The sequence below is a fragment of the Halorussus caseinilyticus genome (genome assembly GCF_029338395.1).
Taxonomy (GTDB): Archaea; Halobacteriota; Halobacteria; order Halobacteriales; family Haladaptataceae; genus Halorussus; species Halorussus caseinilyticus.
The window spans coordinates 2,479,274-2,492,331 of sequence record NZ_CP119809.1 but is presented as its reverse complement, the minus strand read 5'-3'; the positions used below and the strand labels follow the sequence as shown (position 1 = coordinate 2,492,331).

15 protein-coding genes are annotated in these 13,058 nt (G+C 64.5%); 6 read left to right on the top strand and 9 right to left on the bottom strand.

What is annotated here, in order from left to right:
- Positions 1-3: 3 nt before the first annotated feature.
- Together P2T60_RS12610 and cofG are read left to right on the top strand one after the other, a co-directional pair.
- Positions 4-612, top strand: a complete 609-nt coding sequence (locus P2T60_RS12610; protein ID WP_276279605.1) for a hypothetical protein — start codon at positions 4-6, stop codon at positions 610-612.
- A 54-nt stretch (positions 613-666) separates the two neighbouring features.
- Positions 667-1,788 (top strand): 7,8-didemethyl-8-hydroxy-5-deazariboflavin synthase subunit CofG, encoded by a 1,122-nt coding sequence (gene cofG / locus P2T60_RS12605; protein WP_276279604.1) that lies wholly within the window; start codon positions 667-669, stop codon positions 1,786-1,788.
- A gap of 30 nt (positions 1,789-1,818) precedes the next feature.
- Here cofG and P2T60_RS12600 read toward each other — a convergent pair whose 3' ends face one another.
- The 5 genes from P2T60_RS12600 to cofH all read right to left on the bottom strand — a co-directional run bounded on the left by P2T60_RS12600 (position 1,819) and on the right by cofH (position 6,901).
- Entirely contained in the window at positions 1,819-2,940 is a 1,122-nt protein-coding gene (locus P2T60_RS12600) for a hybrid sensor histidine kinase/response regulator (protein ID WP_276279603.1), read from the bottom strand.
- The gene (locus P2T60_RS12595; protein WP_276279602.1) at positions 2,933-3,385 is read right to left on the bottom strand and encodes a response regulator; all 453 of its coding nucleotides are present in this window, start codon (positions 3,383-3,385) and stop codon (positions 2,933-2,935) included. The genes P2T60_RS12600 and P2T60_RS12595 overlap by 8 nt, the downstream gene beginning before the upstream one ends.
- Complete coding sequence (locus P2T60_RS12590; RefSeq protein WP_276279601.1) at positions 3,378-4,829, bottom strand: sensor histidine kinase; 1,452 nt, start codon at positions 4,827-4,829, stop codon at positions 3,378-3,380. The genes P2T60_RS12595 and P2T60_RS12590 overlap by 8 nt, the downstream gene beginning before the upstream one ends.
- Before the next feature lie 101 nt (positions 4,830-4,930).
- The gene (locus P2T60_RS12585; RefSeq protein ID WP_276279600.1) at positions 4,931-5,485 is read right to left on the bottom strand and encodes a metal-dependent hydrolase; all 555 of its coding nucleotides are present in this window, start codon (positions 5,483-5,485) and stop codon (positions 4,931-4,933) included.
- A gap of 27 nt (positions 5,486-5,512) precedes the next feature.
- Positions 5,513-6,901 (bottom strand): 7,8-didemethyl-8-hydroxy-5-deazariboflavin synthase subunit CofH, encoded by a 1,389-nt coding sequence (cofH, locus tag P2T60_RS12580; RefSeq protein WP_276279599.1) that lies wholly within the window; start codon positions 6,899-6,901, stop codon positions 5,513-5,515.
- Between the two features lie 62 nt (positions 6,902-6,963).
- Here cofH and P2T60_RS12575 point away from each other — a divergent pair, with 62 nt between their 5' ends.
- On the top strand, positions 6,964-7,332 hold the full coding sequence (locus P2T60_RS12575; RefSeq protein ID WP_276279598.1) for a hypothetical protein: 369 nt from the start codon (positions 6,964-6,966) through the stop codon (positions 7,330-7,332).
- 398 nt (positions 7,333-7,730) lie between these two features.
- Positions 7,731-8,756: a phosphoribosylaminoimidazolesuccinocarboxamide synthase gene (locus tag P2T60_RS12570; RefSeq protein WP_276279597.1), complete on the top strand. Its 1,026-nt coding sequence runs from the start codon at positions 7,731-7,733 to the stop codon at positions 8,754-8,756.
- 194 nt (positions 8,757-8,950) lie between these two features.
- Here the strand turns inward: P2T60_RS12570 and P2T60_RS12565 are convergent, their stop codons facing one another.
- Positions 8,951-9,916, bottom strand: coding sequence for a formyltetrahydrofolate deformylase (locus tag P2T60_RS12565; protein ID WP_276279596.1), 966 nt, complete (start codon positions 9,914-9,916; stop codon positions 8,951-8,953).
- 154 nt (positions 9,917-10,070) lie between these two features.
- On the opposite strand from P2T60_RS12565, the gene purS reads away from it, so the two are divergent.
- A complete protein-coding gene (purS, locus tag P2T60_RS12560) occupies positions 10,071-10,322 on the top strand; it encodes a phosphoribosylformylglycinamidine synthase subunit PurS (protein ID WP_276282204.1) in 252 nt (83 codons plus the stop codon).
- Positions 10,319-10,996, top strand: coding sequence for a phosphoribosylformylglycinamidine synthase I (gene purQ / locus P2T60_RS12555; protein WP_276279594.1), 678 nt, complete (start codon positions 10,319-10,321; stop codon positions 10,994-10,996). The genes purS and purQ overlap by 4 nt, the downstream gene beginning before the upstream one ends.
- A gap of 1 nt (position 10,997) precedes the next feature.
- On the opposite strand, the gene P2T60_RS12550 is transcribed toward purQ, so the two are convergent.
- The 3 genes from P2T60_RS12550 to P2T60_RS12540 form a co-directional block, all read right to left on the bottom strand.
- Positions 10,998-11,123 carry a hypothetical protein gene (locus P2T60_RS12550; protein ID WP_276279593.1) on the bottom strand — a complete coding sequence of 42 codons (126 nt, stop codon included), beginning with the start codon at positions 11,121-11,123 and terminating at the stop codon, positions 10,998-11,000.
- Positions 11,120-11,245 carry a hypothetical protein gene (locus tag P2T60_RS12545; RefSeq protein ID WP_276279592.1) on the bottom strand — a complete coding sequence of 42 codons (126 nt, stop codon included), beginning with the start codon at positions 11,243-11,245 and terminating at the stop codon, positions 11,120-11,122. The genes P2T60_RS12550 and P2T60_RS12545 overlap by 4 nt, the downstream gene beginning before the upstream one ends.
- A 293-nt stretch (positions 11,246-11,538) precedes the next feature.
- Positions 11,539-12,624, bottom strand: a complete 1,086-nt coding sequence (locus P2T60_RS12540) for an archaeosine biosynthesis radical SAM protein RaSEA (protein WP_276279591.1) — start codon at positions 12,622-12,624, stop codon at positions 11,539-11,541.
- Positions 12,625-13,058 lie beyond the last annotated feature (434 nt).

Sequence of the window (13,058 nt, the reverse complement as noted above, 5' to 3'; positions counted from 1 at the left end):
CCGATGTCGAAGATAGTCTTCAGCGAGGGGAAACGCGACGTGCGCTTCGTGAGAAAGTTTTTCGACAGGTATCACGATAATCCACGAATCGACCCGCTCGTAATCGAAAACGTCTCGAAAGACGAGATGCGCAATCGAGAGTCGAACAAGATTCGGCGTTTCCTCGATGGGTGGAACGACTACAACCTGCTGGTCAAATCTGAAAACGGGAAACCGAATCTGAAGGCCGGATTCTCGTCCGTCGTCCGCCACCTCGCAAACAAGCCAGTAGAGAAGTACGTCCTCGTGGACCTCGACACTACTGAAATCGACGGCTTCGTGGACGACATCCGAGAGCGCGTTCGACAGCGCCATCAGGGTACAGGACTCCGAATCGGCGACGCGGAGCAAGTCTGTCGATGCCGCGAGATGGTCGCCAAGGAAGTCGCGCTCGAAAACGACCGCGGTAGCGACCCCCGAACCGGATTCACGGTTCTCGCCTTCCGCGACAATCTGGAAGTGGCCGCGGGTATCGACAAGGACGAGGACGACCCCGAAGACGAGGCGGAGAAACTGGCGTCGTTACTCGACGGCGGGTCGTTCGACAGACTGCTCCAACGAACCCTCCTCTGACCGACCGACTGAACTTCCAAACTCTTTTCGTCGCCGTCACGCACTTTCCTGAAGATGGCAGGTACCGACATTCCGGGGGCCGACGAGTACGACGTAACCGTCACCATCGACGAGACCGAAGTCCGGCGACTCCTCGGGGTCGAACCCGCCGACGTGGACTCCGCCGACGAACTCACCTTCGCCAAGAACGTCTTCGTCCCGCTGACGACCGCCTGCCGGTACACCTGCACCTACTGCACCTACTTCGACGCGCCCGGCGAGGCGTCCCTGCTCTCGCCCGAGGAGGTCAGGGACATCCTCCGGACCGGCGCGGACGCCGGATGCACCGAAGCCCTGTTCACCTTCGGCGACGACCCCGACGACCGATACGCTCGGATTCACGACCAACTCGCCGATTGGGGTCACGACTCCATCCACACCTACCTCCGGGAGGTGTGCGACATCGCGCTCGACGAGGGCCTGCTCCCTCACAGCAACCCCGGCGACCAGACCCGCGAGCAGATGGAAGTGGTCGCGGACGTGAACGCCTCGATGGGCGTGATGCTCGAAACTACCGCCGACGTGGACGCTCACGCCGGACCGCGAGTCAAGAACCCCGGCCAGCGACTCGCCACCATCCGGACGGCGGGCGAGTTGGGGGTTCCGTTCACTACGGGCATCCTCGTCGGTATCGGCGAGGACTGGCGTGACCGGGCCGAGAGTCTGCTCGCCATCCGCGAGATGCACGAGCGATACGGCCACGTCCAAGAGGTCATCGTCCAGAACGTCGTCCCGAACGAGCGGTCGTCGTACGACCGACCCTCCGTCGAGACGATGCGCCGCGTCGTGGCGATGGCCCGTGCGTGTCTGCCCGAAGAAGTCTCGGTGCAGGTCCCGCCGAACCTCTCGCCGACCCGCGAGTTGCTCGACTGCGGCGTGGACGACTTGGGCGGCGTCTCGCCCGTCACCGACGACCACATCAACCCCGAGTACGAGTGGCCTGCACTCCGGGAACTGGAGGACATCGCGGACGAGGCGGGCGTCCCCCTGCGCGAGCGACTGCCGGTGTATCGGCGCTACCTTCCCGAAGAGGTGGGCGGCGACGGCGACGACCAGTGGGTCTCGGAGACGATTCTGGACGCCATCGGGAGCGACGGCGCGGCCGGAAATCGGTATCGGTCGGTTCTCTCGACCTGACTCGGTTCCCGTTTTCACGACGACTGTCCCTCAGAGCGCCACCAGTTCGACCACGAACACCGCGCCGCGGGGGTCGTTGTCCTCGACCCGGACCGACCCGCCGTACTGACTGACCAGCGTGTCCACGAGGTAGAGACCGATGCCGGTGCCCTCGCTGTCGATGCCCTGCTCGCCACGTCCGAACACGGCCTCTCGGCGCTCGCTCGGAATCCCCGGCCCGTCGTCCGCGATGCGAATCGTCGCCGCGCCGTCGCCGACTTCGACGCCGACTTCGACGTGCGGGTCGTCGGTGTCGTTGTGTTGGACCGCGTTGTTGAGCAGGTTGCTGAACACCGACGACAGCATGCTGTTGGCCCGGACCGTGACCTCGGGAATCCCGCCGTCTACGACGAACGTCGCGCAGTCGTGGGAGGTCCGGGCCTTCCGGAGTTCGGCTTCGAGCATCCGGCCTGCGTCCACCGGTTCGAGGTCCGGGTCCTGCTCGCCGGTAATCGTCTCCAGCAGGGTCGAGACGGTTTCGGTGAGTTCCACGACGTGCTGGCTGTTCTCCAACATTCGGTCCACGAACTCCACGTGGTCGTCGCCGACTCGTTCGCGCAGGAGTTCGGCCGTCCCGCGGACGACGTTCATGTCGTTGCGGATGTCGTGTTCGAGAATCTGGTTCAGGATGGCGAGTTGCTCGTTCCGGCGGGCGAGTTCGCGCTCGTTCTTCTTGCGTTCCATCGCGTAGCGCATCGTCCGGACGAGGAGTTCGCCGTCGATTTCTCCCTTCACGAGGTAGTCCTGTGCGCCGCGCTGGACCGCCTCGACGCCGAACTCCCGGTCGTTCAGACCGGTCAGCAAGACGATGGGCACCTCGCGGGTCTGGTCGAGAACCGAGTCGAGGGTCGCCTCGCCGCTACTGTCGGGGAGCATCAGGTCGAGCAGGATGATGTCCACGTCCCGCGATTCGAGCAGGTCCAACCCGTCGGCGAGGCAGTCCTCGTGGACCAGCGAGACGTTGGGCATGCTGTTGCTGTCGTCCAGCAGGTTGCCCTTCATCTGAATCATCTCCTCGATGAGTCTGGCGTCCCCGTCGTTGTCCTCGACCAGCAGGACCGTCGTCTCCTCGCGGGCTTGGTCGCCCGTCTCCTCGTTCGCTCGCTCACTCATCGTTCGGCGGAAGTTTGACGATGGACAGCCAAAACTCCTCTAAATTCTGTGCCACGTCGATGAACTGGTCGATGTCCACCGGTTTCGTGATGTAGGCGTTGGCGTGTAACTCGTAGCTCTTGGCGATGTCCTCCTCGGCCTCCGAACTCGTCAGCACGACTACCGGGATGCGCCGGAGTTCGCGGTCCTCGTCTATCTCCTTCAACACCTCTTTGCCGTCCTTCCGAGGCAGGTTGAGGTCGAGCAGAATCAGGTCGGGTTGAGGGGTGTCCTCGTACTCGCCTTCGCAGTAGAGGAACTTCATCGCCTCCACGCCGTCGCCGACGACGTGGAGGTTGTTCAGCACGTCGCCCTGTTCGAGGGCTTCCTCGGTCAGGCGAACGTCGCCGGGGTTGTCCTCGACCAGCAGAATCTCGATTGGTTCGCCCGCGAGTCGGTCACTCATCGTTGCCACCTCCCGTAGGGATGGTGAAGTAGAACGTCGAACCCTCGCCGACCTCCGACTCGACCCGGATACTCCCGTCGTGGCGGTCCAGAATCTTCTGACACATCGCCAGCCCGATGCCGGTGCCCGAGTACTCGTCTTTGCCGTGGAGTCTGCTGAAGATGCGGAACACCTCGTCGCGTTCGTCTTCGGGAATCCCGATGCCGTTGTCGCTGACCGAGAAGACCACCTCGTCGCCGTCTCGCTCGGCGGCGACGTGAATCCGCGGCGGTCCCTCGTCGCAGTACTTGATGGCGTTGCTCACGAGGTTCTGGAGGAGCATCACCATCTGGCTCTCGTCGCAGACGACTGTCGGGAGCGGGTCGTGGGTGAGTTCGGCGTCGCTCTCGGCGATAGCCACCCGGAGGTTGTCGCGGGCCTGTTCGAGAACGTTCTCGAAGTCGGTGGGTTCGAAGTCCCCGCCGCGGCTATCGACCCGCGAGTACTGGAGCAGGTCGTTTATCATCTCCTTCATGCGGTTCGCACCGTCCACCGCGTACTCGATGAACTCCTGTGCGTTCTCGTCCAAGTCGTCCTTGTACTGTCGTTCGAGTAGTTGCATGTAACTCGAAACCATCCGAAGCGGTTCCTGCAAGTCGTGGGAGGTCACGTAGGCGAACTGCTCCAACTGGGCGTTGGACTCTTCGAGTTTCTCGACGGTCTCTTTGAGTTCTATCTCAGCCTCCTTCCGTCCGGTGATGTCGCGGGCGATGACTTGAAACGTCTCGCGCTCGCCCGGCAGGTCCACCGGCACGAAGACGTTGTGGAAGTACTCGCCCTGATAACCGTCCTCGAAGCGTCTGGTCTCGCCGGTTTCGATGACTTCCCGGCCGACTTCGAGTCGGTGTTCGGCGATGTCGTCGGGCACCACGTCGAAAAGCGACTTGCCCGTCAGCATGTCGGTGGACACGCCGAACGAGTCGGCCATCGACTCGTTGGTCATCACGAACTCGCCCTCGGCGTTGACTTGTGCGATGAGGTCGGGCGAGTTGTCTACCAGCAGTTCGTACTTCCGTTCGGTTCGGTGCTGTTCGACGGCGTTGTCGATTTGGTTCGCCAGTTTCTCGAACTGCTGTTCGCCCTCCTGTTTCTGGAAGTAGTGGGTGACTCCGGCGGCGACTGCTTCGCTGGCTACCGCCTCGCTCCCGGTCCCCGTCAGCAGGATGAACGGCTGTTCGAAACCGCGTTCGCGGGCCGCTTCGAGGAACTCGATGCCGTCTAACTCCGGCATCTGGTAGTCGGTCACAACGCAGTCCACTTCCGACGTTTCGAGGTTATAGAGTCCCTCGCGGGCGTCGTTCCCGGTAAACGTCTCCATGTCGTAGTCGGTTGCGAGCGTGTCGGCGACGAGTTGTGCGTAGAAATTGCTGTCGTCTACGACCAACACCTTAATCGAGGTGTCCATGTGTGTGGTTCATTCCCACCCGCTATCATAAATGTGATGAAATACGTTGTCAGTTGGTTTTTATGATACGTCCAAGGAGAAAATCGGCGTCGGTCCGGTCGTCACCGCAGAAACCGGGTCTCGACTTCGGGCAGGCGCTTTCTGACCGCGACGTAGACGACCGACACCGCGAGACCAACGACCGTCAGCGTCCGAACCGCCCCGTCGAACAGAAACAGGCCCGGAAGCGAGAAGACGCCCGCCAGCACGAGGTCCTCGGGTGCGCCGTCGTAGCGAATCCACCGCCGCGGTCGAATCCACCGCCCCGCAGGATGGACGTAGACGCCTCGGTCGTCGGTGGGTTCCCACGGCCGGAGTTCCAGACCGCCGCCCGCCGCGTCGGTAACGCAGTGGAGCGCGGCCGACCACAGGAAGAACGCGCCTGCGACCGTCGCCGTGGTCGGAGCGAGGGCCGCCGCGCTCGCAACGAGCGCGGCGGCCGAGTAGTAGACCGGAAAGTGGAGCGTCCGGCGGTGCTGGCCCGAGAACAGGTCGAAGTCGGGGAACGTCCCGCCCGCGAACCCGGCCAGCGCCGCCGCGGGCGCGAGTTCGGGCGCGACGACCGCGAGCGGGGCCGCCAGCGCGACCCCCATCGCGGCGTGGGTGGTGTTCATCATGTGCGGTGTTCCCCGTTGCTCTCCCCTTCAGTCGTCGGCGACCGTCTCCGGAGCGTCCGAGGCGGCGTCTGCCACCAGCGGCGTGCCGTCCGCCGCGGGGCCGAGTTCCGGACCGAACGGCGGGTTCTCGGGGTCTATCTCGCGGGTCTGGCGGTAGTCCGTCGAGCGCTCGACGGGCGTCCGGCCGATGGCGGTTATCATCTCGACGTACTCCGAAAAGGACCTGAACTCGCCGAACTCGCCGCCCGCGCGCTTGGTGATTTCCTCGCTGAGGATGGTGCCCATGAAGTCGTTCGCGCCGCACGACAGCATCTTGAGACCCTGCTCGTCGCCGTACTTGACCCACGACGACTGGACGTTCTCCACGTTGTCGAGGAACAGGCGCGAGACCGCTATCATGAGTTCGTCCTCGTGAGTACTCGCCCCCGCGTCTATCATTCCGCGGTCGGCCAGCGGCGTGTTCGCGTGGACGAACGAGAGGGGGACGAACTCGGTGATGTTGTCGGTGCGGTCCTGTAGGTCCCGGACGCGCTTCAAGTGCATCACGCGGTGGGCCTCGTTCTCGACGTGGCCGTACATGATTGTCGCGGTCGTGTCGAGACCAACCGCGGCGGCGGCCTCCATCGCTTCGACCCACTCGTCGGAGCCGATTTTGCCGGGGCAGATGACCGACCGAACCTCGTCCACGAGGATTTCGGCCGCGGTGCCGGGCACGCTGTCGAGTCCGGCGTCGGCGAGGCGGCCGTAGACCTCCTCGTAGGACCAGTCGGTACCCCGGCGGGCGTGGTAGGCCTCCTCGGGCGTCATCGAGTGGAGGTGGAGACCGCCGACGTTCATCGCCTCGATTTGCTCGACGTAGGTGCCGGGGTCGGTCTCGTAGGCGTCGGGGGACTTGTAGTTCAGGTCGCCGCGGTCGCTCGATTCGAGGATTTCGAGGTGTTCGTCGTCCAGCGCCAGCGCCGGGTGGAGACCGCTGACCGACGTGACCTCGTAGATGCCCATCTCGCGGGCCGCTTCGACGGTCTCGCGGGACTCGGCGGGCGTCTTGGTGAAGCCAGCGTGACCCTCCTCGCTTTCCGCCTCGAAGTTCTGGGCGGTGTCCTTGAAGTTACAGAACAGACATCCGGTGTTGCACGCGGTGGTGACGTTGTTGTTGAGGTTGGCGGTGAAGGTCACGGCGTCCCCGACTACCTCGGCGCGTCGGCGGTCGGCGGCCTCCAGCACGCGCTCTTTCCGGGCGAGGTCGATTCCCTCGCGGTCGGTGCCTGTGGTCAGCAGTTCGATGCCGTCGGCGACGGTGAGTCGCTCGCCGTCGTCGGCTTTCGCCAATGCGTTCTCGAACGACTGGTCGGTCTCGGGCACGTACTTGAAGTCGAATCGCCCGCGCGGGACGTTCGTCCGGGCCGCGTCTTCCATCACCCGCCACGACGGGTGCGAGGGGTAAAAATCGACGGGTTACGGCAGGGTGTCGGGGTCTCGTGGGGCGTTCGTGTTTTGTCGTTGTCGTTGTCGTTGTCGTTGTCGTTGTCGTTGTCGTTGTCGTTGTCGTTGTCGTTGTCGTTGTCGTTGTCGTTGTCGTTGTCGTTGTCGTTGTCGTTGTCGTTGTCGTTGTCGTTGTCGTTGTCGTTGTCGTTGTCGTTGTCGTTGTCGTTGTCGTTGTCGTTGTCGTTGTCGTTGTCGTTGTCGTTGTCGTTGTCGTTGTCGTTGTCGTTGTCGTTGTCGTTGTCGTTGTCGTTGTCGTTGTCGTTGTCGTTGTCGTTGTCGTTGTCGTTGTCGTGGAGACGGAGACGGAGACGGAGACGGAGACGGAGACGGAGACGGAGACGGAGACGGAGACGGAGACGTGACGCCGACCGTAGGAACCGGTAAGAAGAACGCTCAGAGAGCCCCCGCCCGCTCGCGGTCGCTCCGGTGGATATTCTCGCGCCTCACTTCGTTCGGCGCTCGAATAGGGCCACCGGAGACGACCACGTAAACGCGAGCGGGCGGCCCCTTTATCCCTCCCGGCAGTTGGCGGACCGAGCGTTCGCGGTTGTGGTTGGTCGGCCGAGCGTTCGCTGGCGGCGGGTCTCCGGGCGTTCAATGCGCGAAGTTGCATACTTTCGGCGTTCCGTGGTCGAAAAGTACGCACGGGAATGGAAACGCCTTAGTCCGGCGGCGGCGACCCCTCGCACATGGCTGACACCGACGGGACCGGCGGTAGCGGGGCGAACGCGAGTCGTGCGGCGCGCGCGAGGTGGTTGCGTTGACGAGCGTCAAGGAGTTCCGCGTCGAACGCGAACCGAGCGCCAACACCCTCGGCCGCGGGACGTTCGTCTTCACCGACGACTACTCGGTGTTCGACTGGGGCAAGATGCCCGACGAGATTCCCGACAAGGGCGCGAGTCTCTGCTCGATGGGCGCGTGCAACTTCGAGTTGCTCGAAGACGAGGGCGTCCCGACCCACTACCGGGGCGTGGTGGACCCCGACGGCGGCGAGGTCGTCTCGCTCGCGGAGACCGACGACGCGCCGACCGAGATGGCAATCGAGTTGACCCAAGTGCCCGACCTGCCCCACGAGGGCCGCGACTACGACTACGACGCCTACCACGCCGCGGCGGGCGACAACTACCTGATTCCGCTCGAAGTCGTCTTCCGCAACAGCGTCCCCGTCGGGTCGAGTCTCCGGCGGCGCACGAGTCCCGCCGACCACGGACTCGACTTCACGGAGTGGCCCGAGGGCGTCGTCCAACTGGAGCGACCCATCGTGGAGTTCTCGACCAAGTACGAGGAGGGCGACCGCTACCTCTCGCGGGCGGAGGCCGACCGCATCGCGGGACTGGCCGACATCGAGAAACTGGAGGAGGTCGCCCGCGAGGTCAACCGCGTCGTGACCGAACGGGCCGCCGAAGCCGAGTTGGTTCACGAGGACGGCAAAATCGAGTGTCTCTACTTCGACGGCGAGATTCGGGTCGGCGACGTGGTGGGAACCTTCGACGAGAACCGCTTTACCTTCCACGGCCAGCAGGTCAGCAAGGAGTTCGTCCGCCAGTACCACAAGCACACCCAACCCGAGTGGATAGAGGCCGTCGAAGCGGCGAAGGCCGAGGCCAAGGCGGAGGGCGTCGCCGACTGGAAGTCGCTGTGCGAGCGGTCGCCCGAACCGCTCGACGCGGGCGTCGTCGAGGCCGCTCGGGACCTCTACACCGCGGGCGCGAACGCCTACGTCGCCCGCGAGTTGTTCGACGCGCCCTCGCTGGAGGACGCGGTGGCCGCGGTTCGGAACCTCTGAGACGCCGACTCGTCGGCGTCTCGCGGGCGAGCGCACACCTCGTTTCCAATGAAAGTTTCGTCCGCTGAACTACTCTCCGTTTCGACTGCTCGGTCGGTCCGTCTCGCAGGTTCTCCGACCGAAAGCAACCGATACAGTTCCTAAACAAACGATATTATTGCTAAGGAACGGCTAAAAGTTTCTTTCGACCCTCGTCAGTCGTCGGCGTCGAGCGGTGCGACGACGGACCCGTCGGTCGGTTCGTCGGGGGTCGCTCGGTCCAGCGCCGGACCCATGCCGAGTTGGTACGTCTCGCTCTCGTCGGCGTTCTCGCGGAGTTCGGTCCGGCCGCGGTGGATGGTCACGTCGCCGGTCAGGTGGAGACGCACCGCCTCCAGCAGGACCTCTGCTTCGAGGGGTTGGCCCCGCTCTTTGAGCGTCTCGACCGGCGCGCCGTCCGGGACGTTGAACGCTCGCTGGGCCACGATGGGACCTTGGTCGAGGTCGGTCGTGACGTAGTGGGCGGTCACGCCCGCGATGCGGACGCCCGCTTCCTTGGCCTGCCGGTAGGCCTTCGCGCCGGGGAACGCCGGGAGCAGACTCGGGTGGACGTTGATGATGCGGCCCTCGTAGCGGAAGACCACGTTCGGCCCGAGGATGCGCATGTACCGCGCCAGCACCACGAGGTCGGTGTCGTACTCCGCGAGCAAGTCGAGGAGTTCGTCCTCGTCGGGGTTGCCCTCGGCGTCGCCGATGTCGTGGAAGGGGATGCCGTACTCGGTCGCAATCGGTTGGAGGTCCGGATGGTTGCCGACGACGACGGAGAGTTCGGCGTCGAGTTCGCCCTCGGCCGCGGCCTCGCAGAGTCGTTCGAGGCAGTGGGACTCCTTGGTGACCAGCACCGCGATGCGGCGGGTCTCCCGGTCGTCCGGGAACCTGACCCGCACGTCCACGCCGAGGTCCTCGCCGAGTTTCTGTAACTCCGTCCGGAGGTCGGACTCGGTGGTCTCCATCCCGGCGGTATCGACGTGCATCGTCATCCGGAAGAGGTCGTCGCGGACCGCTTGGTCCAAGTCCTCGATGTTGATTCCGCGCTCGAACAGCAGGCTCGTGACCCGTGCGACGAGTCCGGTGTCGTCGTCGCCGATGACGGTAATCTCGGTCAGTTCGCGCTGGCTCATCGTCTCACCTGCTCGGAGGACATAGTTGACGATGTTGAGGGCGCTCGAAGGTAAAAGGCAACGCTTCGGTGCAAGATTCCCGGTTGTATGCACGTTCTTGGAACGAACAGAGATTCCGAAAGGGCTTTTGAGCATGGACGACCACCTTTACCCGATGACTGCCTACACCGCCACGGTCACGGTCCGCCTGAAGCAGGGCGTCTTGGACCCCGAGGCCGAGACGACCAAGCAGGCGCTGGAGCGACTCGGCTTCGAGTTGGAGAACCTCCGGTCGGCCGACCGGTTCGAACTCGACCTCGACGCCGAAACCGCGGATTCGGCCGCCGAACGCGCCGAGGAGATGGCCGAGCGTCTGCTGGCGAACCCGACCATCCACGACTACGAGGTCGAAGTCCGAGAGCGATGACGGTCGCAATCATCCAGTTCGGCGGAAGCAACTGCGACCGGGACGCCCGCCGCGCGCTCTCGCACCTCGACATCGACGCCGAACTCGTCTGGCACGAGGACGGACTCCCCGAGGACGCCACCGGCATCATGCTCCCCGGCGGGTTCTCCTACGGCGACTACCTCCGGGCGGGGGCCATCGCCGCCAACAGCCCCATCATGGCCGAAATCCGGGACGCCGCCGCGTCCGGAACGCCGGTCCTCGGCGTCTGCAACGGCGCGCAAATCGGGTCGGAGTCCCGACTCACCCCCGGCGCGTTCACCACTAACGCCTCCGCGCGCTTCCAGTGCGAACACGTCCGCGTCCGAGTCGAGAACGCCGACACGCCGTGGACCGCCCGCTACGACGAGGGCGAAGTCGTGGAGTTGCCCATCGCACACGGCGAAGGCCGGTTCGAAGTGACCGACGACCACCTCGCGGACCTGAACGACGAGAACCGCGTCCTCTTCCGGTACTGCGACGAGGACGGCAACGTCACTGACGAGGCGAACCCCAACGGTTCGAAAGAAAACGTCGCGGGCGTCCTCGGCGAGTCCGAGAACGTCGCGGTGCTGATGCCCCACCCGGAGCGCATCTCGCTCCCGGATGTCGGCGGTACCGACGGGCAGGGCATCCTGCGCGGGTTCGAGGCGTAGGTCAGGACCGGGACTTCCGGTCCCGACCGTAGGCGACGAACAGCAACCAGACGAGTACCACGACGACCAGCCAGCCGACTACCGCCAGCAGTGACCACGCAGAGAGCGGGCCTGCGGGAACCGTCATCGGTCTATCGAGACGGGCGTGTCGCTCGCTATCCACTGGTCGTCGGTCTCGTCGCTGTTGCGAATCTCTATCCACCCGTTCGAGCAGAAGATAGTTTCGTAGTCGCCCCATCCCTCGGACATGTGTCCGACACACCGGGTCGGCGACGACCGGCGAACTCCCCCAGTCGCCGACCGTCGCCCTCGGCGTGCCCCCCGGTAGAGTCCGACGCCGACCGAGAACTTTGTTATCCGGTGAGTATCAGAGGCGTAGGCGGGCCTTAGACCCGTGAACGCCGCGTTGAACCGAGTTTCGGACTGCTTACTGTTGAAACCGACCCACTTACCTCGAAACAGTCGCGGCGTTACCCCCGCAAACAGACTCGACAGTTCGGAACCGGAGGACAGAACGAGTCGAGACGGGAGCGACGACCGAGTTATCGGGCCAGCGGCAGACTGAAACTCTTCTCGCGCTCGACGACCGCTTCCCACGTCGCCTCGCACTCACAGGTTACTTCCCCGAAGACGGAGGGGTCTTGGCGCAGGTCGAAGTCCTTGATGGCCTTCTGTACTCGGTCGTCGCACTCGCCGCAGTTGTGCGGGCCGCGGTCCGACCCGTGTCCCACCGGGTCCGAGACCACGATGGCGTCGGCGTCGGCGGTCGATTCCAGTACCTCGGCGACCGACCAGAGCCACGGCGGGCGGTAGCCGTCCCGGAAGTAGAGTTGGTCTACCATGGTGTAGCGCTGGACGTTGGTGGGGTTCATCGAGACGGTGTGGGCGTACTCGGCGCACCGCCGGACAGACGACTTCATGTCCTCTACGGCTTCCGACTCGGAGAGGAACGGCGGCTTCATCAGCAGGTAAGCCTTGATGCCCGCGCCCGCTTGCTCGGCCTGTTCGCTCGCCGCCACGTAGTCCTCGAAGTCGAAGTACTTGTTCACGCAGTCGTGGCGCACCCGGTCGGTCGCGGTTTCGAGACCGATTGCCACGTCGGTTTCGAGTCCCTGCTCGGTGAAGTCCTCGATTTTCGGGCGGTCCACGAAGTCCGGCAGGCTCTCGACTACGATGCGCTCGCGGTCGGCGAACGTCTCGGCGATTGCTCGGCGGGTCTCCGCGCCGACCTCTCGCTCGTCCAAGAACGACCCGGAGGTGTAGATTTTGATGAGTCCGGACTTCCCGTCGGCCTCGCCCGCCTCGATTTGCTCGCGTTCGTGGTCGAGACACGCCTGAATCTGGTCCATCAGCGCGTCGTGGGCGACCGACCCGCCCTCGACGGACTCGGCGACGTACCCGCACATCGTGCATCCACCGGCGCGCGCCCACCGACACCCGCCGGTGTTGAGGATGATGGTGAGGCTCTGGTAGACGCCGCCGGGCGTGCGGTCCTCGTCTATCCAGACGCGGGTGGGTTCGTGGGGGTCGTAGGTCTTGTCCTTCTGGGCACGAATCTCGCGCATCACTTTGTTGTGCGCGTCCATCCCCCGGCCCTGCTCGTACACGTCGGGTGTCGGCTTGCTCATTGGGCGTGAGTAGCGTTCGGGCGCGTAAATCGGCTTCGGGTTCATCCGTCTCGCGTTCTCTCCTCGTCGGCGTACTCGGCGTCGAGTCCGCTCGTACTCGGCGTCGAGTTCACTTCGTCGGCGCGTGCTGGCGCGGTCTTGCTGAGCGAAGCGAAGCAAGGCTCGGAAGACGCGGGTTGTCTTCCGGTGCCGCGAAGCGTGTCGCGCCATCGGCGCGCGAGGGACGAGTGAGCGACCGACGGGAGTGAACGAGGAGGCTGGGGAGGTTCGAGGTTGCGGTGCTGTGCGGTGCGGTTCTCATTGGAGTCGGCAGTAGCTAGCTTCTCTGCATCTCCGTCGGGAACGCGCTAGTTACTGCCGACTCCTATCACGACCGCACCTCGTCCTCCCCAACCTCCTGCGCGTCTCGGCCTTCGCTACGCTCCGGCCTGCGA